The 20,484-nt window shown below is 44.3% G+C and carries 20 protein-coding genes; 2 read left to right on the top strand and 18 right to left on the bottom strand.

Annotated features, from left to right (window positions below; all coding sequences use genetic code 11):
* Nucleotides 1-186 precede the first annotated feature (186 nt).
* The 9 genes from ACLTL4_RS06735 to mtaB form a co-directional block, all read right to left on the bottom strand.
* Entirely contained in the window at nt 187-1,413 is a 1,227-nt protein-coding gene (locus ACLTL4_RS06735) for a peptidase U32 family protein (RefSeq protein ID WP_215660134.1), read from the bottom strand.
* Between the two features lie 19 nt (nt 1,414-1,432).
* The gene (locus ACLTL4_RS06730) at nt 1,433-2,080 is read right to left on the bottom strand and encodes an O-methyltransferase (protein ID WP_302179592.1); all 648 of its coding nucleotides are present in this window, start codon (nt 2,078-2,080) and stop codon (nt 1,433-1,435) included.
* Nucleotides 2,081-2,084: 4 nt separating this feature from the next.
* The gene (locus tag ACLTL4_RS06725) at nt 2,085-2,471 is read right to left on the bottom strand and encodes an endolytic transglycosylase MltG (protein ID WP_215660131.1); all 387 of its coding nucleotides are present in this window, start codon (nt 2,469-2,471) and stop codon (nt 2,085-2,087) included.
* 47 nt (nt 2,472-2,518) lie between these two features.
* Nucleotides 2,519-2,878 carry a YlbF family regulator gene (locus tag ACLTL4_RS06720; protein ID WP_412291103.1) on the bottom strand — a complete coding sequence of 120 codons (360 nt, stop codon included), beginning with the start codon at nt 2,876-2,878 and terminating at the stop codon, nt 2,519-2,521.
* A 15-nt stretch (nt 2,879-2,893) separates the two neighbouring features.
* Nucleotides 2,894-4,558: a ribonuclease J gene (locus ACLTL4_RS06715; protein WP_022118860.1), complete on the bottom strand. Its 1,665-nt coding sequence runs from the start codon at nt 4,556-4,558 to the stop codon at nt 2,894-2,896.
* 37 nt (nt 4,559-4,595) lie between these two features.
* A complete protein-coding gene (locus tag ACLTL4_RS06710; protein WP_147631627.1) occupies nt 4,596-4,850 on the bottom strand; it encodes a DUF1292 domain-containing protein in 255 nt (84 codons plus the stop codon).
* 28 nt (nt 4,851-4,878) lie between these two features.
* Nucleotides 4,879-5,343 carry a Holliday junction resolvase RuvX gene (ruvX, locus tag ACLTL4_RS06705; protein ID WP_022118858.1) on the bottom strand — a complete coding sequence of 155 codons (465 nt, stop codon included), beginning with the start codon at nt 5,341-5,343 and terminating at the stop codon, nt 4,879-4,881.
* Nucleotides 5,328-5,597 carry an IreB family regulatory phosphoprotein gene (locus ACLTL4_RS06700; protein ID WP_022118857.1) on the bottom strand — a complete coding sequence of 90 codons (270 nt, stop codon included), beginning with the start codon at nt 5,595-5,597 and terminating at the stop codon, nt 5,328-5,330. The genes ruvX and ACLTL4_RS06700 overlap by 16 nt, the downstream gene beginning before the upstream one ends.
* A 128-nt stretch (nt 5,598-5,725) precedes the next feature.
* Nucleotides 5,726-7,039 (bottom strand): tRNA (N(6)-L-threonylcarbamoyladenosine(37)-C(2))-methylthiotransferase MtaB, encoded by a 1,314-nt coding sequence (mtaB, locus tag ACLTL4_RS06695; protein ID WP_022118856.1) that lies wholly within the window; start codon nt 7,037-7,039, stop codon nt 5,726-5,728.
* Between the two features lie 97 nt (nt 7,040-7,136).
* On the opposite strand from mtaB, the gene ACLTL4_RS06690 reads away from it, so the two are divergent.
* Nucleotides 7,137-7,370 (top strand): HPr family phosphocarrier protein, encoded by a 234-nt coding sequence (locus ACLTL4_RS06690; protein WP_022118855.1) that lies wholly within the window; start codon nt 7,137-7,139, stop codon nt 7,368-7,370.
* A gap of 98 nt (nt 7,371-7,468) precedes the next feature.
* On the opposite strand, the gene thiI is transcribed toward ACLTL4_RS06690, so the two are convergent.
* The 9 genes from thiI to hrcA form a co-directional block, all read right to left on the bottom strand.
* On the bottom strand, nt 7,469-8,647 hold the full coding sequence (gene thiI, locus ACLTL4_RS06685) for a tRNA uracil 4-sulfurtransferase ThiI (protein ID WP_147631629.1): 1,179 nt from the start codon (nt 8,645-8,647) through the stop codon (nt 7,469-7,471).
* 69 nt (nt 8,648-8,716) lie between these two features.
* On the bottom strand, nt 8,717-9,874 hold the full coding sequence (locus ACLTL4_RS06680) for a cysteine desulfurase family protein (protein ID WP_412291102.1): 1,158 nt from the start codon (nt 9,872-9,874) through the stop codon (nt 8,717-8,719).
* Complete coding sequence (locus tag ACLTL4_RS06675; protein WP_022118852.1) at nt 9,874-10,620, bottom strand: 16S rRNA (uracil(1498)-N(3))-methyltransferase; 747 nt, start codon at nt 10,618-10,620, stop codon at nt 9,874-9,876. The genes ACLTL4_RS06680 and ACLTL4_RS06675 overlap by 1 nt, the downstream gene beginning before the upstream one ends.
* Before the next feature lie 15 nt (nt 10,621-10,635).
* Entirely contained in the window at nt 10,636-11,592 is a 957-nt protein-coding gene (gene prmA / locus ACLTL4_RS06670; RefSeq protein ID WP_147631632.1) for a 50S ribosomal protein L11 methyltransferase, read from the bottom strand.
* 194 nt (nt 11,593-11,786) lie between these two features.
* Nucleotides 11,787-14,273 carry a YDG domain-containing protein gene (locus ACLTL4_RS06665; RefSeq protein ID WP_412291101.1) on the bottom strand — a complete coding sequence of 829 codons (2,487 nt, stop codon included), beginning with the start codon at nt 14,271-14,273 and terminating at the stop codon, nt 11,787-11,789.
* A gap of 267 nt (nt 14,274-14,540) precedes the next feature.
* Nucleotides 14,541-15,710 carry a molecular chaperone DnaJ gene (gene dnaJ, locus ACLTL4_RS06660; protein ID WP_022118849.1) on the bottom strand — a complete coding sequence of 390 codons (1,170 nt, stop codon included), beginning with the start codon at nt 15,708-15,710 and terminating at the stop codon, nt 14,541-14,543.
* A 167-nt stretch (nt 15,711-15,877) separates the two neighbouring features.
* Nucleotides 15,878-17,746, bottom strand: coding sequence for a molecular chaperone DnaK (dnaK, locus tag ACLTL4_RS06655; protein ID WP_173866101.1), 1,869 nt, complete (start codon nt 17,744-17,746; stop codon nt 15,878-15,880).
* Between the two features lie 56 nt (nt 17,747-17,802).
* Nucleotides 17,803-18,417, bottom strand: coding sequence for a nucleotide exchange factor GrpE (grpE, locus tag ACLTL4_RS06650; protein ID WP_022118847.1), 615 nt, complete (start codon nt 18,415-18,417; stop codon nt 17,803-17,805).
* 12 nt (nt 18,418-18,429) lie between these two features.
* Nucleotides 18,430-19,473, bottom strand: a complete 1,044-nt coding sequence (gene hrcA, locus ACLTL4_RS06645; RefSeq protein WP_022118846.1) for a heat-inducible transcriptional repressor HrcA — start codon at nt 19,471-19,473, stop codon at nt 18,430-18,432.
* 209 nt (nt 19,474-19,682) lie between these two features.
* Between hrcA and ACLTL4_RS06640 the strand changes: the two genes are divergently transcribed.
* Nucleotides 19,683-20,396, top strand: coding sequence for an SGNH/GDSL hydrolase family protein (locus ACLTL4_RS06640; protein ID WP_412291100.1), 714 nt, complete (start codon nt 19,683-19,685; stop codon nt 20,394-20,396).
* Nucleotides 20,397-20,484: the final 88 nt, after the last annotated feature.

The following is a 20,484-nucleotide window of genomic DNA, read 5'->3' as shown; positions in this document are numbered from 1 at the left end:
AAGCGGCTGCTTTCCAGAAGAAGCTGACCAAGAGTGGCATGAGCAAAAAACTGAAACTGAAATAAGAAAGTTTGATCATCACACACAAAAAAGATGCGAGTCCATTGCGGATTCGCATCTTTTGGTTTATAAAGGACTATTTTCTTTCATTTAATTGTTTTCTCATCTAAAGCTTTTTGGCTCATCTTATTCTTTTCTTCTTAAAATATCATATGCTTCCGCTCTTCCGCCTTCCAGCTCCACATGCAGGATCTGTTTGGAATGCGGTGCACTTTCCTGTTCTTCACCGTCCTCATTGAGGATCCTCTTTACTGTAACCTCTACATTCTGACCGTCCGGTTTCATGATCTCAATCTGCTCACCGACACTGAATTTATTTCTCTGCTCAATGCGGCAGCGACCTTCTGCATCGACTTCCCCGACGATACCAAGATAGGTATATTCTTTTACGTAAGTATTATTATCGTATATCTGCGTGTTCTCATCCGGTCTTCCATAAAAGAAACCGGTCGTGAACTGGCGATAGGTACAGCTTGCAATCTGTGTGCGGTACCACGGCATATGCTCTTCATAAAGTTTTGGATCTTCCAGATAATCATCGATCGCTTTGCGATACGTTCTCGCAACCGTTGCCACATAGAGGGCCGTTTTCATTCTGCCTTCGATCTTAAAGCTGTCAATCCCCGCATCAAGCAGATCCGGGATATGTTCGATCATGCAAAGATCCTTGGAATTAAAAATATAGGTGCCTCTTTCATTTTCATAAACCGGAAGATACTCACCCGGTCGTTTCTCTTCCACAACTGCATATTTCCAGCGACACGGATGCGTACAGGCTCCCTGGTTGGCATCTCTGCCTGTAAAATAACTGCTGAGCAGACATCTTCCGGAATAAGAAATGCACATAGCTCCATGCACAAAGGTCTCAATCTCCAGATCCTCCGGAATGTTTGCACGGATCTCTTTGATTTCCTGCATGGAAAGCTCCCTTGCAGAAACCACTCGCTTCGCTCCCAGTGTATGCCAGAAATGATAGGTAGCATAGTTTGTGTTATTCGCCTGGGTACTGATATGGCGTTCGATTTCCGGACAGATACGTTTTGCGATCTCAAACACCCCCGGATCGGCAATGATCAGTGCGTCCGGTTTCACTTCTTTTAATTCTCTGAAATATTCCTCAACGCCCTCCAGATCCCGGTTGTGTGCCAGGATATTGGCTGTCACGTAAACTTTCACGCCATGCTCATGGGCAAAGGCAATACCCTCTTTCATATCTTCCATCGAAAAATTCTTGGCTTTTGCACGCAGTCCAAATGCTTCGCCGCCAATGTAAACGGCATCCGCTCCAAAGATGACCGCCGTCTTTAATACTTCCAGGCTGCTTGCCGGCACCAGCAATTCCGGTTTCCTCATCGTTCTTCCTCCCATTTATCTATTCCTTTATTTTCACGCTGAGTGTTGCTCCATCCCCGATCGGCACAATGCTGGTCATCAGATGCTCATCGTGTTTCAGTTCATAGAGATACTCCCGCATCCGTTTGTATATTGTCCTGTTTCTTCGCTCTACTGCATAATGGGACTCGATAATGTCACCATCTTGCAGCACATTATCCGAGATCAGGATGCCGCCGACTTTCAGCAGACGCATCACATCCGGCAGAAAATGAATATACTGCCCTTTTGCAGCGTCCATAAAGATAAAATCATAAGAACCCTCAAGTTCTGCAAGAATCTCTGTGGCATCCCCTTCCAGAAAACGGATCTGTGACTCCTTCCCTGCTTTTCTGAAATTTTCTTTTGCGATCGGAATGCGTTTTTCATACTTTTCAATTGTTGTGATTTTGGCTTCTTTTGGTGCATATTCACAGAACAGCAGTGTGGAAAATCCAACTGCTGTCCCTACTTCCAATATATTGACCGGACGCTGCATCTGCAGCAGCACCTTGAGAAAGCTCTGCATTTCTCTTCGTATGATCGGCACATGATCTTCCAGTGCTTTTACCTCAAGCTCCGTCAGGAACGGGGTATTTCCCGTATCTAGGGAGTTGATAAAAGCTGTCATTCTTTCATCTACTATCATATCGTTACTCCGTCTCAGTCTCTTTTTCATCCGCCCGGCTCAGTACTCTCAGCATCTCTTCTGCTGTCTGTGAGGTGTTCAGTACATAGCTTCCGGGCTCAATTTCTCCTTTATATTCAGAAAGCATATATTGAATGCGAAAAACATTCTTATCTTTGATCAGTTTCTTCTCTTCCAGAAGCTTTGCAATTTCACCAAAGGACATATCTTTGGTGATCGTAACTGCTACCTTTTTTCCGGGAGCCTCACTCATCGCTTCCTGTGCAAATATCTGATATCCGAATGTGTAGGCCCGTCTGCCGGTAAAAATCAAGACAAGCACAAGAACCGCCAGCAATACGATTTTCACGGCAATGCCGACTGCAATTGATTTTGCACTGTTCTCTTTCATGCACCCTCTCCTGTCTTACCAGTACATTAATCCTGCAAGGAACAGTACTAGTCCGTTTCTATGATATCTGCAAAATTTTCAATTTCCATATCCACAGATGTCAGTATCTCATCCGCACATCTCTGAATGATCCTGCATATCTGAAGCTCCGCTGCCATATACTCCTGTATAACCGGATTCTTCCGCATATCTTCGTATTCCCGCTCCAGATTCTGCACATCATCAAACAGATCGTAAGCATTGCTTCCATTCTGAAGCAGATAATTCTTTTTGCGGAACTCATCCAGCCTCTGTCGAAGCTGCGGCTCTTCGGATACTTTTCTGCTCACTTCCCGAAACGCTTTGTACGCTTCGCTTCCGCGAAGTGCAGCCGAAAGCTGCACCGTATATTCCTTTATTTCATCCATTTTCTATCAGCCCCATCATACTTCCATAATGATCGGCAGGATCATCGGGCTTCTCTTTGTTCTCTTCCAGAGGAACTCGCTTAAGCTGTCACGGATTGCTGTCTTTAAACGTCCCCAGTCGGTCACTCTTCGATCCATGCAGTCCTCAATAGCTTCTTCTACTACATGTTTTGCTTCATCCATCAGTCCTTCGGATTCTCTGACGTATACAAATCCTCTGGATACAATATCCGGACCTGCAAGAACTTGATTGCTGTATTTTTCAAGCGTCAGTACCACGATCAGAATACCGTCCTCCGCCAGATGCTGTCTGTCGCGAAGAACGATATTTCCGACATCACCAACACCCAGTCCGTCTACCAGGATCGCTCCGGTCTGTACACGGTCTACAACCTGTGCTTTTTCTTCATCTAACTCCAAAACATCTCCTGAGGACAACAGGAAAATATTGTCCTTTGGAATACCAAGACTCTCCGCAACCTGTGCCTGTGCTTTCAGATGACGGTATTCACCATGCACCGGAATCGCATATTTCGGATGAACCAGAGAATAGATCAGCTTGATCTCTTCCTGACATGCATGGCCGGATACGTGGGCATCCTGGAAAATAACATCCGCCCCTTTCATCGAAAGCTCATTGATCACTCGGGAAACTGCTTTTTCATTTCCCGGGATCGGGTTGGAGCTGAAAATAACGGTATCGCCCGGCTTGATCTGCACTTTACGATGCATGTTGGATGCCATACGGGAAAGTGCCGCCATGGACTCGCCCTGGCTTCCGGTTGTGATCAGCACCATTTGCTCATCCGGATAATTCTTCATCTGATCCAACTCGATCAGGGTATTCTCCGGCACGTTCAGATAGCCAAGCTCTGCCGCTGTGCTGATAACATTGACCATACTGCGACCCTCTACCACACATTTGCGTCCATATTTATAGGCAGAATTGATGATCTGCTGTACACGGTCCACATTGGATGCAAACGTTGCAATGATGATCCTTGTATTTTTATGCTCTGCGAAAATATTATCAAACGTCTTACCAACGGTACGCTCGGACATCGTAAATCCTTTTCGTTCTGCATTGGTACTATCGCACATCAGTGCCAGCACACCCTTTTTGCCGATTTCTCCAAAACGCTGCAGATCGATCGCATCTCCGAATACCGGAGTGTAATCCACTTTAAAGTCACCGGTGTGCACCACGATACCTGCCGGTGAATAAATTGCAAGTGCAGAAGCATCTGCAATACTATGGTTTGTCTTAATAAACTCAATGCGGAATTTCCCAAGATTGATCGACTGTCCGTGCTTTACGACTTTTCTCTTTACGGACTTCAAAAGATTATGCTCTTTGAGCTTATGCTCGATCAGTGCGATCGTAAGTCTTGTCGCATAGACCGGAACATTCAGTTCTTTTAATACATATGGCAATGCTCCGATATGATCCTCATGACCATGTGTAATGACAAAACCTTTTACTTTATGTGCATTGTTTTTCAGGTATGTGATATCCGGTATCACAAGGTCGATCCCCAGCATATCGTCCTCAGGAAAGGACAGCCCACAGTCAACCACAACAATACTGTCTTCGAATTCGAAGGCAGTAATGTTCATGCCGATCTGTTCCAGACCGCCCAGAGGAATGATCCTCAATTTGGAATTGTTAATATTTTTCAAAAATTTTTACCTCCTGTTTCTTTTCCGTTCAGGCTCTTTATTCAAATTCAATATCATCCAGCATTTCCTGGAAGATTTTTGAAACTGCCTCTAATTCATCATCGTCATCCACGATCTCATATAACGCTTCATCCTCACCTGGCTTTGACAGATCTTTCAGGATCAGTGCTTCTGCCTCATCGTCCTCGGAATCCGTTACCAGAATATAGCTGATGCCGCCAAGTACTGTCTGTTCCAGTACATAAAACTCAACCATCTGATTGTCCGCCAGTGTAAATGTAATTTTCTCCATAATAAACCTGTTGCAGCCCTGCTTCAAATCACTCTGGCTGCGTCCTTTCCCTTTTCATTCCTTCATGATCTAAATAACCCTGAAGAATATAGACAGCTGCAAGTTTGTCCACATACTTCTTACGGTCCTCTCTTCGCACGCCGCTCTCCATCATCGTCCGATGTGCCTCTACTGTGGTCAGTCTCTCATCCCACATCACAACCGGCAGACCGGTACGCTTCTCCAGCATTTTCTGAAATTCCAGAGATTTTTCCGCACGGTCTCCCACGGTATTGTTCATATTTTTCGGGTATCCAAGCACCAGGATCCCGACATCATACTCTGCGATCAGTTCTTCGATCCGTGCCAGCGTCTTCCTCAGTTTGTTCTCCTGAGTCCTGCGGATGATCTCCACACCCTGTGCAGTAATCCCAAGCCCGTCACTGACTGCGACTCCAACCGTCTTGGAGCCGTAATCCAGTCCGAGTGCTCTTTTCTTTACTTCTGTTCCCATGTTCTGTTTTTAATATACTCCTTCAGAAGTTCTTCTACCAGCTCATCACGTTCCACTTTCATGATCATGCTTCTTGCATTTTTATAACTGGTGATATAAGTAGGATCGCCTGACATAATGTAGCCTACAATCTGGTTCACCGGATTATAGCCCTTTTCTGCCATTGCGTCATAAACAGTATCCAGGATCTCTTTTACGCGATATTCCGGATCTGTATTTACTTTGAAATATTGTGTATTACTGATATTTGCCATTCTTTTCACGTCCTTACCGTACAAACTATACTTCTATTCTAATATAACTGTCTGAAAAATTCAATTGTTTTTTGTAATTAATGCTTCTTCGCGTGATTTTTATAATGGCTTTGAAAACAATCCGCTGCTCAGGACCGAGCTTTTGTGCACAGCAGACAGTCCTGACAGCGTTCTTTTCCTGCCTTTACCAAAAGAATCTGATTGTCTAAATTTTCCGTCGTCTCCATCAACATGCGAATATACTCCATGGTATGGCCGGATGCATATACCTTCCCGTCAATCGTCACGCTTTCTTCAAAGAGTACTTTTGTGACGGTTTCGCTGATTTTTTCTTCAAATCGCTGCTTCCGCACCTTGCCGTCTGCGATCAGGATCGCACTTCTTCTATGTGCCACATCGGACGGCACCTGATTTTCCATGACGGCTGCCTTCGTTCCTTTTCTTCTGGAATACTGGAAAATATGCGTTTCATAAAAATCTACTTTATTTAAGAAATCTCTGGTGATTGCAAACTCTTCCTCGGTTTCTCCCGGAAATCCGACGATCACATCGGTCGTCAAGGCCGGATGTTTAAAGTACTTGCGGATCAGTATGCATTTTTCATAGTATTCTCCTGATGTGTATCTTCGATTCATTCTTTTTAAAGTTGCATCACATCCACTCTGCAGAGAAAGGTGGAAGTGCGGGCAGAATTTCGGAAGAGCAGAAAGTGTTTTCACAAAATCTTCTGTAATGATACCCGGTTCCAGTGACCCAAGGCGAATACGCTCGACCCCCGCAACCTCATGCACTGCAAGGATCAGTTCCTGCAGTGTACTGCCATGATCGATCCCGTAAGAACTCAAATGGATACCGGTAAGAACCACCTCTTTGCATCCATTGCCTGCCAGCGTTTTTACTTCCTCTACGACCTCTTCTTTTCTGCGGCTGCGTACACGACCTCTCGCATAGGGAATGATGCAGTAGCTGCAGAACTGATTACAGCCATCCTGTACTTTCAGATAGGCTCTGGTGTGTTCCACCGTTTTTTCCAGAGACAGTTTCTCGTACTCTTTTGTGTGATTGATATCGATCAGAGATTCCTGCACGGCACTGCGTTCATAATGTTCCAGAATACTGACCAGATCTTTTTTGCGGTTATTTCCGATAATAATGTCGATTGCAGAGTCTTCTTCCAGCTCAGTTCCTGCTGCCTGCACATAACATCCGGCTGCCACCACGATCGCATGCGGATTCATTTTCTTTGCTTTGTGCAGCATCTGTCTGGACTTGCGGTCTGCCATATTCGTCACCGTACAGGTGTTGATCACATAAACATCCGCCCCCGGTGCAAACGGCACAATCTCATACCCTGCTTTTTCCAGAAGCTGCTGCATCGCCTCCGTCTCATATGCATTTACCTTGCATCCCAGATTGTGGAATGCCGCTTTGCGTTTTTCCATATTTTATCCAATTCCTTTCTTTTAAGCTTGACAGTCTCCTCCGAAATGGGTATGATTAATGTATACAAAAACACATATTACAGGAGGTTTTATGACAATGAAAACTGTACAGATTTCTTTAAATTCGATTGATAAAGTAAAGTCATTCGTAAACGAAATTACAAAATTTGATTATGATTTTGATCTGGTATCCGGAAGATACGTAATCGACGCAAAATCTATTATGGGTATTTTCAGTCTGGACCTTTCCAAGCCGATCGATCTGAATATCCATGCTGAAGATGATTCCGATGTAATTCTTCAGGCATTAAAACCATACATCATCGACTGAAAAACTACATAAAATTTCAGATTTCTTTTGATTTTGATATTTTTAACTGCCGCAGTTCTCCTGCGGCAGCTTTTTTGTGACCATTTTTCCGTGTCTTTTTATTCTACCCAGAGTGTCTCAGCCGTATCGATTGCTTTTTTCACCATCTCGTCGATCTCTTCCTGCAGTTTCTCTTCACTGCGTTTGATCACTTTGATATTCGGTTTGGTAACCGGATGTTTTGCCACAAAGATCGTACAGCAGTCTTCGTACGGCTGGATCGATGTCTCATAAGTATCGATCTTCAGGGATACATCCACGATCTCCTGTTTATCAAAACCAATCACCGGACGGAATACCGGAAGGGTGCAGACTTCGTTGGTCGCTGCAAGACTCTGCATGGTCTGGCTTGCTACCTGTCCGATGCTTTCTCCTGTGATCAGTCCCAGGCATCCGGTCTCTTTCGCGATGTGCTCTGCGATACGCATCATGTAACGTCTCATAATGATTGTGAGTTCATCATGAGGGCATTTATCATAAATATACAGCTGAATGTCAGTAAAGTTTACGACATGCAGAACGATCGGTCCGCTGTATTTCGACACCAGACGTGCCAGGTCAACCACTTTCTGTTTTGCACGCTCACTGGTGTATGGCGGTGCATGGAAATAAACGGCATCAATCTTAACACCGCGTTTTGCGATCATGTAGCCTGCAACCGGGCTGTCAATTCCACCGGATAACAGAAGCATAGCTTTTCCGTTTGTTCCGACCGGCATACCACCAGGTCCCGGAATGATCTTTGAATAGATATAGATCTTTTCACGAATCTCCACGTTCAGGGTGATTTCCGGATGATGCACGTCAACGCTCATATTCGGAAACGCTTCCAGAATACGCTCGCCAAGATCTGCATTTAATTCCATGGAATTTTTCGGATAATTTTTTCTTGCTCTTCTTGCATTGACTTTGAACGTATGCTCTCCATCCGGATATACGCGTGCCATATAATCGATCACTTCCTGAGAAAGCTGATCAAATCCTTCATCATTTACTTTCAGTACCGGACAGATACCCACAATACCGAAAACTCTCTGCAGTGCCTCCACTACTTCTTCAAAATCAAACAGGCCTTCGCTCTCCACAAAGATACGTCCCTGTTCTTTTCGTACATTAAATTCACCTTCCACTTTCTTCAGTGCATGGCGAATCTGTTTTACCAGTGCATCTTCGAAGAGATAACGGTTTTTTCCCTTGATACCGATCTCTCCGTATTTGATTAGAAATGCATGAAACATAGATTTCTTTTCTCCTTTTCTTTTCCTGTATCGCAGTTGTTTCGTATATTCACAGTTACATCATATCTTTTAATGTCTGCTGTATCTGCGGAGCACCACAAGCAGTTCCTTTAACTGCTGCAGGCAGTATTCCAGCTCTTCTTTTGTTGTATTCTCACAGAAACTGAATCGCACGGTAGAATCCAGCAAATCTTTTTTCAGACCAATTTCTTTTAATACCGGACTGACCGGAAGTTTTTTGTTGGAAGAACATGCTGAACCGGAAGATACCTGAATCCCCCGCTCTTCCAGTGCATGGAGCAGCACTTCGCTTCGCACGCCTGCAAAGCTCACACTTACAATGTGCGGTGCTCCCTGATCCCCCGGAAGGCTGTTCAGAACCGTATCCGGTATTTTCTGCAGTTCTTCCATGAAAAACTGTTTCAGCTCACAGAGATGTGTCACTTTTTTATCAAAATCTGTGTAGGCTTCTTTTGCCGCACAACCAAGTCCGGCGATTCCAGGCACATTATCTGTCCCGGAACGCATCCCTTTCTGCTGGCCTCCGCCCAGGATCAGCGGATGGATCTTCACTCCGTTTCGAATATAAAGGAATCCGACTCCTTTTGGTCCATGCAGCTTATGTCCGCTGACCGAGAGCATATCAATGCCAAGTTTTTTCGGATAAATACGGTACTTTCCATAGGCCTGGATTGCATCCACATGCCAGAGTGCCTTTGGATTTTTTTCTTTGATGATCTTCCCGATCTCTTCGATCGGCTCCAGAGTCCCGATCTCATTATTGACATACATGGTGGACACAAGGATCGTATCTTCCCGGATCGCATCGGAAAACTTCTGAAGATCTATTCTTCCATAGCGGTCTACCGGTATGTAACTGACCTCAAATCCCTGCTCCTGAAGATAGATCATCGGCTGGATCACGGCAGCATGTTCGATCGCCGTTGTAATAATGTGTTTTCCGGCACGTTTGTTTGTCATCGCCGTTCCGATCAGTGCCCAGTTGTCTGACTCGGTTCCGCCAGAAGTAAAATAAATCTCTTTTTCATCTGCTTTTAAAGTAGCCGCAATGTCCATTCTGGCTTCGCGAAGATATTTTTCTGCCTCCATTCCCTTGTCGTGTCTGGATGACGGATTTCCGAAATCCTCCATCATCACTTTTACGACGATGTCACGCACACCTTCGGAACATCTTGTCGTTGCTGAATTATCCAAATATGCCTGCATTATTCTCTGCCCTCCAACTGAAACATCAGAACCGAAAGCACCGCCATACCGGCAGTTTCCGTCCGCAAGATCCGTTTTCCCAGTGTAATCGGGCTGATGCCATTTTCCTGTGCCAGTGCAATCTCACTTTCATCAAATCCGCCCTCCGGGCCAATGAAAATACCGATAGACTGCCCAGGCTGTATTGTCTCAAATATCTGTTTTGTCTTTTCCATGTCTTCCGCCAGCTCATAAGGGATCAGCGTGATATCCAGATTTTTTGCATAATCCACAGCCTGACCAAATTTCACAACCTCGTGGATATGCGGAATGATATTTCTCCTGGACTGTTTGGCTGCACTTTCTGCAATGCTCTGCCAGCGTTTCTGCTTCGCTTCCGCCTTTTTTGCATCCAATTTTACAACTGCCCTTTTCGTTGCCACCGGGATGATCTCATACACTCCAAGCTCTACTGCTTTCTGAATGATCAGTTCCATTTTATCGCCCTTTGGCAGCCCCTGGAACAGATAAATTTTCGATGGCAACTCACGGTTTGCCTCTTCCACCCACATAATGTGCAGATGTGCCACATCTTTTTCATATCCGGCAATTTCGCAGCGATACTCTTTTCCGGTACTTTCCTCATGGATGCAGATCTGTTCTCCAATCTGAAGGCGTAGTACATTTTTCATATGATTCAGGTCGCTTCCGCGGATGATGATCTCTTTTTCACCGATTGCAGATGAGTCTGCAAAAAAATCGTACATAATCTTCCTCCGGTACTATGCCTGTTTTCTTGCAGTGACAGAAACCCATTCGCCCTGATGTGTAACTTCCAGAATTTCCAGTCCTGCATCTTTTACTGCTTTTACGACAACGTCTTCTTTTACATCCAGAATACCGGAAGTAATATAAAGAGCTCCCGGTTTCATCTGATGGCAGATCACCGGCGTCAGTGGGATCAGGACATCTGCCAGAATATTTGCCGTTACAATATCATACTTTTCATATCCGACCTGATCCTGCACGGCTTTATCATCAATGATATTTCCGATCATCACATCCATGCTGCCTTCCGGAATCTGGTTTGCTTCCAGATTTTCTCTGGTAGCAGAGATCGCACATGGATCAAGATCCGTACCGACCGCATGACCTGCTCCCAGTTTCAGTGCTGCGATGGACAGGATACCGCTTCCGGTGCCGACATCCAGGATCTCCATACCGTCCTTCACATATTTTTTCAGCTGACGCATGCAAAGCTGTGTCGTCTCATGCATACCGGTACCAAACGCCGTGCCAGGATCAATATGAATGATCATCTTATCCTTATCTTCCGGTTTTACTTCTTCCCAGGACGGGATGATCAGGATATCATCTACATAAAACTGATGAAAATACTGTTTCCAGTTGTTGATCCAGTCCTTGTCTTCGGTCTGGGATTCTGTGATCGTTCCCTCTCCGATATCCACAAACATACGAAGCTCTTCCAGAGCATCTTTTACATTTGCAAGCAACTCTTCTTTATCTTCTTTCTCATCCAGGTAAAAGTTCAGATAAGCGATCCCGTCATCTGCCGGTCCGTCTGGAAGAATATCGACAAACATCTGCTGTTTGTCCTGCTCCGTCAACGGTACTTTATCTTCAATCTCTACGCCTTCCACGCCGGCTTCTGCCAGTGTGGAGATCACGATATCTTCTACTTCTGATCTTGTTTTTAACGTAAATTTATTCCATCTCATAAATGTCAAATATCCTTTCGTATATATAATGCCAGATTAACAAAATTTTTTATTTCAAAATGATGCTACACCGTTTGTTCCTGTACAAAATAGTATGATAATCCATACATGTCTGTTCGTACTTTACAGCCACAAAATAAGAGGTGTTTTTACACACCCCTTATCATAACATCTGTGCTTACTTTTTAAAAGTACTATTTTTCTTCCTTTTTCCGCTTCTTAAGCGTCAGTGCAAGTGCTGCTCCGGAAACAACAAGTGCTGCTGCCACCGGCACAACCGGTGTAGTATCCCCGGTCTTTGCTGCTGTATTGGTGCTGCCAGAAGAAGAGCTGCTGCTGCTTCCGCTTCCGGAAGTAGAACTGGATGTTCCGCTTTCATTTGCCTTAAACGTGATGGATTTCTTCACATCATCTCCCTCACTGTATACCCACTTCTTGCCATCATATACATATTTGCGGAATGTTGCCACGATCGTATAAGTGCCGGCCTGTGTCGGAGTCATCGTAAAGGTCTGTGTGGACTTATCTCCCTTCCAGGTTGTAGTATCCGTCAGTTTCCAGGAATACGGTACATATTTTTCATCATCTGCTGACGGTTTGTAATCCTTGTCATCCACATAAGTAGAACCGGTTGCTGTAAATGTCAGTGCCGTATTTAACTTCTGTGTGGAATTATCCGTTACACCGGTGAATTTCACATCACTCTCTTTTGCTTCCTGCGGAGCACGCAATGTCTTTACCGATACCGAAACCGGATCACTTGCCAGATAATTGTCGGATTCCGGGATTCTTGTATAAATCTTATAGCTTGTTCCCGCCTTCAGATCCTGCTCTTCACCGTCTACTTCATTGACATAGGTGATCGTGGAAGCTTTCTTCGCCAGTTTCCATTCATCATCCTTTGCCTTTTCCGAATAAGCATATTCCTGACCGGCTACGGTCTTGTATTTCAGATACTGATAATGACGTTCGGTCACTTCCGGCTTGGTCAGTGTGATGCCGAGGGATTTCATCAGTTCCTCAGTAAGAGGAGCCTTTGTGATCTCTGCGGAGATATCATCAACGGAAGCAACGGTGTAGCACTCTGCTGGATCACCGGAAAGTGTCACTTCTGCTTTGATATTCTTTGCTGTTGCCACATCCGCATGGTCATATACAAAAGTTGCTTTTGCCACAGCAAGAACATCTGATGCTTTGTCACCGTCTACGATACCGGAAAATCCGGATAAGGTACAGGTATCATCCGGAACATCGGTCGTACCGTCATACACTTTGGTTGCTTTGTTCTTAGATGTTGTGCTTGTTTTATTGACACTGATCAGCGGTGTCAGTTCTTTCTTTTCGATTTTATAGTTTACGGTTCCGGACAATATGTGATCATAACCAAAAGTATCCGTCACAAGCACTTCATTCAGACTAAACGATTTTTCATCCGGTTTTTCTTTTATATTTTTCTTTGTTACTTTATAACCTTTTGCTGTTCCGTCTTTCAGTTCCAGAGAAGAATCCATTGCTTCATCATAATCTCTCAAGGAAACCTCTGGCGTATAATCTTTTGCCGCACTGACAGTGATAATATCTACATTTTCCAGTTTTTCACCATATGTTGTCGTGAGGTCTGCTCCGACCTTTACAGTATACGCCGTCGCACTCTTGCCCTTTTTCAGATTACCGTCTTCGTAAGTGTAGTTCTGCTCTTTTGCAGTGATGCTGTCCGTTGTTTCCTCAGAAGAAGTAAAGGTAACTGCTTTGATGGAAAATGCTACGGTAGATGCAGGCTGAAAATATACAACTGCTTTTCCGTTGCTGTCGCTCCAGACCGTATTGGCATCCATGCTGACATCTGCACCATTTAATTGTACGTTATCAATCGTGCATACTGCATCTTTCTCTACGGTAAACTCCGATGCTTTTAACGTAAGATCTCCTGATTTTACATCATTTGTGACTTTACATGCAATAGAACCACCATTAAGAGAAACCTGTGTACTTTTGATCGTACCACTTCCAAATAATGTTCCACCTTCTACGGTTGTTTCAGCTACATCAATACTGCCCTTCAGATTTGCCTTACCATTGCTGGTCTTTGCGAACTGAACCTTTCCTTCTCCGCTGATCGTACCGATTATATTAGTCGTTGTTCCTTTCAAAACAATCGTCAGCGTTGCTCCAGATTTTACGATAACTTCTCCAAGAGAAGCACCATCACTTAAAGTTAATGTAACTGCTTTATCTTCCAAAATAGTATACTTTCCATTTTCATTTTTATAATCCACGTTCGGTGTACCATTCGGAGTTATTTTTCCGGCTGTCTTTACTTTTTTTCCAACCGCACCTTTTTTTTGTCCGGCTTCGCCTTCTGTTTGAGGTGTCTGCTCTGTTATCACTGCTTCGCTCTCAATAACTGCCTGTGACTCACTTTCCGGGACAAAACCACCCTTGATCTCAGTTTCTTTGTCTTTGTGATGTTTTGTCTCCTGGTTTTTTGTCTCTTGATGCTTTGTCTCTGTTTCTGTATTTGCAGACTCACTTTCTGTATCACTTGAAATAACCTGTACTGCCTGCGTATCGCCCTCAGAGCTGTCTTTTCCTGCCGCCAGCACAGATGCCGGAACCATGGAAACTGACAGGCTGAAAGACATACATATAATCATTAACTTTTTCAGTAATTTTAATTTCATATCCAACTTACCTGCTTTCACCAAATCTATGTATAAAGCTATAGTTATACCTATACATCATATTCTATTCTTTTCAAGCTTTCTTGTCAACGTCAGAAACCTTAAGTTTCTGTTACGTCATACACGAATCATGTTTCTGCATATCAAAACAGCAAGTATTTTTATGGTGAAAATGTTTCCTTTCCGATAACTTTCATGTACAAAAATGCACCGCGGATCTCTCCCGGGTGCATTTTTTGAATTTCAGCTTTTTTATTGTTCTCAGGGTCAGTCTTCAAATGTTTCTTTTATTTTTTCCATAAAGCTCTTCTTTTTCGGCTTTTCCTGTTTACTATCGTTAATCTTACCGTTGACTGCCTCATCATACTTACGCAGGTATTCCTTTGCCTCTTCGTTCAGCTTTGTCGGAACCTGAACAACAAGTGTTACATAATGGTCTCCGCGGATATTTTTGTTGCGAAGAGAAGGCACACCTTTTCCTTTAAGACGGATCTTGGTATCCGTCTGTGTTCCAGGTTTGATATCGTATGCCATATCGCCGTCTACGGTTGTGATATGGATCTGTCCGCCCAGTGCTGCCTGTGCAAAGGTGACAGGAGCAGTAGAATAAATATTCATATCCTGTCTCTGGAAGATCGGATGACGTTCTACCTGAACTTCAACCAGCAGATCCCCTCTTGGGCCGCCGTTTACACCCGGTTCACCCTTTTCACGAATACGGATGCTCTGTCCGTTGTCAATACCGGCCGGGATCGTCACTGCGATCTTCTTGCGGTTTGTGATGTAACCGCTTCCGTGGCAGTCCGCACATTTCTCTTTTACGATCTTACCGCTTCCGTTACAGTCCGGACAGGTCTGTACATTTCTTACCGTGCCAAACAGGGACTGCTGTGTATATACGATCTGACCTTTACCGCCGCATTTCGGACAAGTCTCCGGACTGGTTCCTGGTTTTGCACCTGTTCCATGGCAGGTTGTACACTCATCCTTCAGATTCAGATCCAGCTGTTTTTCGCATCCGAATACTGCCTCCTCAAAGGTAATCCTTACCGCTGTCCTGACATTGGCACCTTTCATCGGTCCATTGTTTGCACGTCTGCTGCGACCGCCTCCGAAAAGATCTCCGAAAATATCACCAAAGATATCTCCCATATCGCCGCCGTTGAAATCAAAGCCGCCGAATCCTCCGGCACCTCCGCCGCCCTGTTCAAACGCAGCATGTCCGAACTGATCATACTGTCTGCGTTTTTCTGCATCGCTTAACACGGCATATGCTTCCGATGCCTCTTTAAATTTCTTTTCTGCTTCTTTGTCTCCCGGGTTCATATCTGGATGATATTTTTTTGCAAGCTGACGGTATGCTTTTTTAATGGTAGCTTCATCCGCCCCTCTGTCAACGCCGAGAACTTCATAGTAATCTCGCTTATTCTCTGCCATCTTTAATCCTCCACATGCACGGCAACCTTCCAGAACCTGCCTGTTTGCAGTTCCTTACGGCCTGATTGCTGACACAAGGCAGGAATGAACACATCCCTGCCTGTGTATATTGTAACTGTTTAGCATCTTAACAGTTACGATGCAAAAATTTATTAAAAGTTACTTTTTTATACTTCTTTGTAATCACCGTCTACAACATCATCAGACTGATAGCTGCTGTTATCTGCTCCGGCATTCATATCAGGACCTGCCTGAGCTGCTCCGTTTGCCTGTGCCTGCTGCTCATACATCTTTGCAAATACTTTCTGAGCACTTTCCATCAGTTTTTCTTTTGCTGCTTTGATCTCAGCAACCTGTGACTCTGTCATTTCTTCCGGATTGCTCTTTGCGATCAGGTCTTTCAGTTCGTTCAAGTCAGCTTCTACTGCTGTCTTGTCATTTGCATCTACTTTATCGCCAACTTCTTCCAATGCTTTTTCGGTCTGGAATACCATAGCGTCTGCATCGTTTCTTGTGTCGATTGCTTCTTTTCTCTTCTTATCCTGAGCTTCATACTCAGCAGCTTCTTTGACTGCTTTGTCGATATCAGACTCAGACATATTAGATCCGGAAGTAATGGTGATGTGCTGTTCTTTTCCGGTTCCCAGATCTTTTGCGGATACGTTTACGATACCGTTTGCATCAATATCGAATGTAACTTCGATCTGAGGCACACCTCTTCTTGCTGGTGGGATACCATCCAGACGGAACTGACCAAGAGATTTGTTATCTTTCGCAAACTGTCTTTCACCCTGTACAACGTGGATATCAACAGCTGTCTGATTATCTGCTGCGGTTGAGAAGATCTGGCTCTTCTTGGTCGGGATGGTTGTATTTCTCTCGATCAGTCTTGTTGCAACACCACCCATTGTCTCAATAGACAGTGACAGCGGAGTTACATCCAGCAACAGGATATCGCCTGCACCGGCATCGCCTGCCAGTTTACCACCCTGTACGGAAGCACCAAGTGCTACACACTCATCCGGGTTCAGAGATTTGCTTGGTTCATGTCCGGTCAGAGCTTTTACTTTATCCTGTACAGCCGGAATACGTGTAGAACCACCAACCAGCAGTACTTTGGAGATCTCGCTTGCTGTCAGACCTGCATCTCTCAGTGCGGTGTTAACAGGTGTAGCGGTTCTCTCTACCAGATCGTGTGTCAGTTCATCGAATTTTGCTCTTGTCAGATTCATATCGAAATGTTTCGGACCTTCAGCAGTTGCTGTGATGAATGGCAGGTTGATGTTTGTGGTTGTTGCAGAAGAAAGCTCTTTCTTTGCTTTTTCAGCAGCTTCTTTTAATCTCTGCAGTGCCATTTTATCGTTTGACAGGTCTACGCCCTCATTTTTCTTGAACTCAGCCAGCATGTAGTCTGTGATCTTCTGGTCGAAGTCATCACCACCCAGTCTGTTGTCTCCGGCTGTTGACAGTACTTCGATAACGCCGTCACCGATCTCAATGATGGATACGTCGAATGTACCGCCACCTAAGTCGTATACCATGATCTTCTGTTCTTTTTCATTGTCCAGTCCATATGCCAGAGCTGCTGCGGTCGGCTCGTTGATGATACGTTTTACATCAAGACCTGCGATCTTACCGGCATCTTTGGTTGCCTGACGCTGTGCATCATTAAAATATGCCGGTACCGTGATAACTGCTTCGGTAACTTTTTCGCCCAGGTAGTTTTCTGCATCTGCTTTCAGTTTCTGCAGGATCATTGCGGAAATCTCCTGCGGAGAATATTTCTTGTCGTCGATGGTTACACGATAATCGGTACCCATATGTCTTTTAATAGAAGAAATTGTTTTGTCAGCGTTTGTAACTGCCTGACGTTTTGCAGGTTCACCGACCAGTCTCTCACCTGTTTTTGTGAATGCCACAACAGATGGTGTTGTTCTTGCACCTTCTGTATTTGCGATAACAACCGGTTTGCCACCTTCCATAACTGCTACACAGCTGTTCGTTGTTCCTAAGTCAATACCAATAATTTTACCCATGATAAATTCCTCCTGTTTTATTCTGCTTTTATACTGAATTTTGTCAACTTTTTAATTTAGTTTGCTACTTTTACCATGCTGTGGCGAACCACACTGTCACGGTACATATAGCCTTTCTGAAGTTCTTCCGCTACGACATTTTCGCCGTACTGTTCATCTTCCACATGCATCACTGCATTATGGAAATTCGGATCGAACTCATTTCCTTCTGCCTCGATGGCTTTTACTCCGAGCTCTTCCAGGCTTGCTACAAACTGTTTGTAGATCTTATCCATACCCTGTGCAAATGGCTGTTCTTTTTCCTCATCGGAAAGAGTTGCCAGTCCGCGTTCGAAATTATCGATCACCGGAAGCATCTTTTCAATGACACTCTTTGCACCGACCTCAAACATGGCTGCTTTTTCTTTTTCCGTTCTTTTACGGAAATTATCGAACTCTGCCATCTGGCGTTTCAGACGATCAGTCAGTTCTTCGATCTGCTCGTCTTTTTTATCTTTCTTTTCTTTTTTCTTACCAAAGAAGCCTTTCTTTTCCGGCTGTTCTTCTTTTGCGGCAGCTGTATCGCTTTCTGCCTTTTCCGTTTCCGGCTGTTTTTCTTCTCCTGCAGTCGGTTCTGCAGTTTTTTCTATTTCTTCATCAGCAGGCTTTGTGTTTTTTGTTTCCTCTGCCATACAATCACCTCTCTAGTTGTCTTCTTTTTTCTTACCAAATATATCATCCAATTGAGTTGTCAGTGTTTTTAAGGTACCGACAACTCTGTCATAATCCATTCTTTTCGGTCCGATGATACCGATCGTACCTCGCATACCATCGCCCAGCTCGTAAGTAGCTGTCACAACACTGCAGTCCTTCATCGTCTGCACCGGTGTCTCATTTCCGATGTAAACCTGAATGCCGGTGTTCTTGTCATCTGCCATCGTATCGGCTACCAGATCCGCCAGCTGTTTCTTTTCTTCAAAGGTACCGATCAGGCTGCTCGCCTTTTCACTGTCTGACAGTTCCGGATATTTGAAGATGTTCGTCGCTCCGCTTGTATAGATCTCCATCTCTTCTTCATCCATCTGGATCGCTTCTGCGACTGCATCCAGAACGCTGTTTACAACCTCGCTGTGGATACCAGCCTCCTCTTTGATCTTTGCGATCGTTGTCAGATTGATCTGATCCATCGTAAGACCATTCAAACTGGTGTTAAGCAGAATGTTCAGCTTCAATACCGTTTCCTGATCCAGTCCGTGATGAAGCGAGATCATTTTATTCTTCACTACGTTGCCTTCCGTAACAACAACAGCTAACAGCTGATCTTCGCTTACTATGGAAAGCTGGATAAACTTAAGCTTTGTTCTGTGATACTGCGGCCCTGTGATCATCGAAGCATAATTTGTGTTGGCTGCAAGGAACTGTGCCACACGCTTCAGGACCATTTCCATCTTATCCTGCTTTTCGATCATCAGCTCCTTCATTTCCGTTACCTGCTGTTCTTTCTCTTCCATCAGGTGGTTCACATACAGACGATAACCAAGGTCTGAAGGAATCCTGCCGGCTGAAGTATGCGGCTGGATGATGTATCCAAGCTCTTCCAGATCTGCCATTTCATTTCGGATGGTTGCGGAGCTCAGATTCAAATCCGCATATTTGGAGATTGTCCTCGAACCAACCGGTTCTCCCGTCTCCAGATACGTCTTGATGATCGCCTGAAGTATCTTCCATTTTCTCTCATCTAACTGCATCCTTGAATCCTCCTTCCTGTTATTAGCACTCATCTTAGTGGAGTGCTAACATCCTTGTACCTAAAATAGCACTACGCATATTCTTTGTCAAGAGGTTTTTTTCATTTTTTATAAAAATTGACTTTTTTCCGGAATGCGTTATACTAAAGAGGTCAGAAAAACAGAATCTGACCTAAAAAAACGATCACATAAAATTTCAGGGGGTTCTTATGAAACGAAAAACCACAAATCTTGTCATTGTACTGCTCAGTTTTCTGATTGCAGCTCTGATCGCACTGGCCGTATTTATGACCTGGTTTACAAAGGAACAGACCGCTTTTCTGGAAAAAAGCTTACGTGATGTGAAAAACGAACATTCTGTGCAGGATTCATCTGATACCGCAGACACTTCTGACCATATTGTCTCCTCTTCCTGTCATCACTTTCTTTTTGTCGGAGATTCCAGAACGGTCGGCATGGAGGAAGCCATGCAGGATTCCGATGATGCGGATACCTGCTCTTATATAGGAAAAGTCGGGGAAGGTTACTACTGGCTTGTGAACGAGGGCATCGATCAGCTTCGCACCTCTCTTTCCAAAGAGCCGGATGCTACTGTTGTGTTTAATCTTGGCGTCAATGATCTGAGTGAGATCGACCGTTATCTTGCGTTTTATCCTCAGATTTTTGCAGAATATCCGAACGCTTCTTTCTATATTATGTCTGTGAATCCGGTAGGCGATGCATGCTCCGGTGCTTCCAACGAAGAAATCCGGGATTTTAATGCAAAATTAAAAGAATCTTTTCCGGATCAGTACCTGGATTGCTATGATTATCTGGAACAGAATGGTTTTTCAACGGTAGATGATCTTCATTATACAAACGATACTTACCGTGCGATCCATGATTATACCGTAAGTGCAATTTCAGAAATGGAAAATCCGTAGGCATCATAGTTGGGGACTTTTGACACCCACATCATAAAATGGCAGAACAAACATTTCAGCTTGTTCTGCCATTTCTGTATAAAGCGAA

The organism is Hominisplanchenecus sp. (genome assembly GCF_046967715.1).
Classification (GTDB): domain Bacteria; phylum Bacillota; class Clostridia; order Lachnospirales; family Lachnospiraceae; genus Hominisplanchenecus; species Hominisplanchenecus faecis.
Note: the sequence above shows the minus strand (reverse complement) of the source record. Positions and strands in the feature narration are given on the sequence as shown.

Coding starts and splice junctions, on each gene's coding strand:
- ACLTL4_RS06735 (WP_215660134.1), bottom strand. CDS start 1,413: ATGAGGAAACCGGAATTGCTGGTGCCGGCAAGCAGCCTGGAAGTATTA.
- ACLTL4_RS06730 (WP_302179592.1), bottom strand. CDS start 2,080: ATGATAGTAGATGAAAGAATGACAGCTTTTATCAACTCCCTAGATACG.
- ACLTL4_RS06725 (WP_215660131.1), bottom strand. CDS start 2,471: ATGAAAGAGAACAGTGCAAAATCAATTGCAGTCGGCATTGCCGTGAAA.
- ACLTL4_RS06720 (WP_412291103.1), bottom strand. CDS start 2,878: ATGGATGAAATAAAGGAATATACGGTGCAGCTTTCGGCTGCACTTCGC.
- ACLTL4_RS06710 (WP_147631627.1), bottom strand. CDS start 4,850: ATGGAGAAAATTACATTTACACTGGCGGACAATCAGATGGTTGAGTTT.
- ruvX (WP_022118858.1), bottom strand. CDS start 5,343: ATGGGAACAGAAGTAAAGAAAAGAGCACTCGGACTGGATTACGGCTCC.
- ACLTL4_RS06700 (WP_022118857.1), bottom strand. CDS start 5,597: ATGGCAAATATCAGTAATACACAATATTTCAAAGTAAATACAGATCCG.
- mtaB (WP_022118856.1), bottom strand. CDS start 7,039: ATGGAAAAACGCAAAGCGGCATTCCACAATCTGGGATGCAAGGTAAAT.
- ACLTL4_RS06690 (WP_022118855.1), top strand. CDS start 7,137: ATGAAAACTGTACAGATTTCTTTAAATTCGATTGATAAAGTAAAGTCA.
- thiI (WP_147631629.1), bottom strand. CDS start 8,647: ATGTTTCATGCATTTCTAATCAAATACGGAGAGATCGGTATCAAGGGA.
- ACLTL4_RS06680 (WP_412291102.1), bottom strand. CDS start 9,874: ATGCAGGCATATTTGGATAATTCAGCAACGACAAGATGTTCCGAAGGT.
- ACLTL4_RS06675 (WP_022118852.1), bottom strand. CDS start 10,620: ATGTACGATTTTTTTGCAGACTCATCTGCAATCGGTGAAAAAGAGATC.
- prmA (WP_147631632.1), bottom strand. CDS start 11,592: ATGAGATGGAATAAATTTACGTTAAAAACAAGATCAGAAGTAGAAGAT.
- ACLTL4_RS06665 (WP_412291101.1), bottom strand. CDS start 14,273: ATGAAATTAAAATTACTGAAAAAGTTAATGATTATATGTATGTCTTTC.
- dnaJ (WP_022118849.1), bottom strand. CDS start 15,710: ATGGCAGAGAATAAGCGAGATTACTATGAAGTTCTCGGCGTTGACAGA.
- dnaK (WP_173866101.1), bottom strand. CDS start 17,746: ATGGGTAAAATTATTGGTATTGACTTAGGAACAACGAACAGCTGTGTA.
- grpE (WP_022118847.1), bottom strand. CDS start 18,417: ATGGCAGAGGAAACAAAAAACACAAAGCCTGCTGATGAAGAAATAGAA.
- hrcA (WP_022118846.1), bottom strand. CDS start 19,473: ATGCAGTTAGATGAGAGAAAATGGAAGATACTTCAGGCGATCATCAAG.
- ACLTL4_RS06640 (WP_412291100.1), top strand. CDS start 19,683: ATGAAACGAAAAACCACAAATCTTGTCATTGTACTGCTCAGTTTTCTG.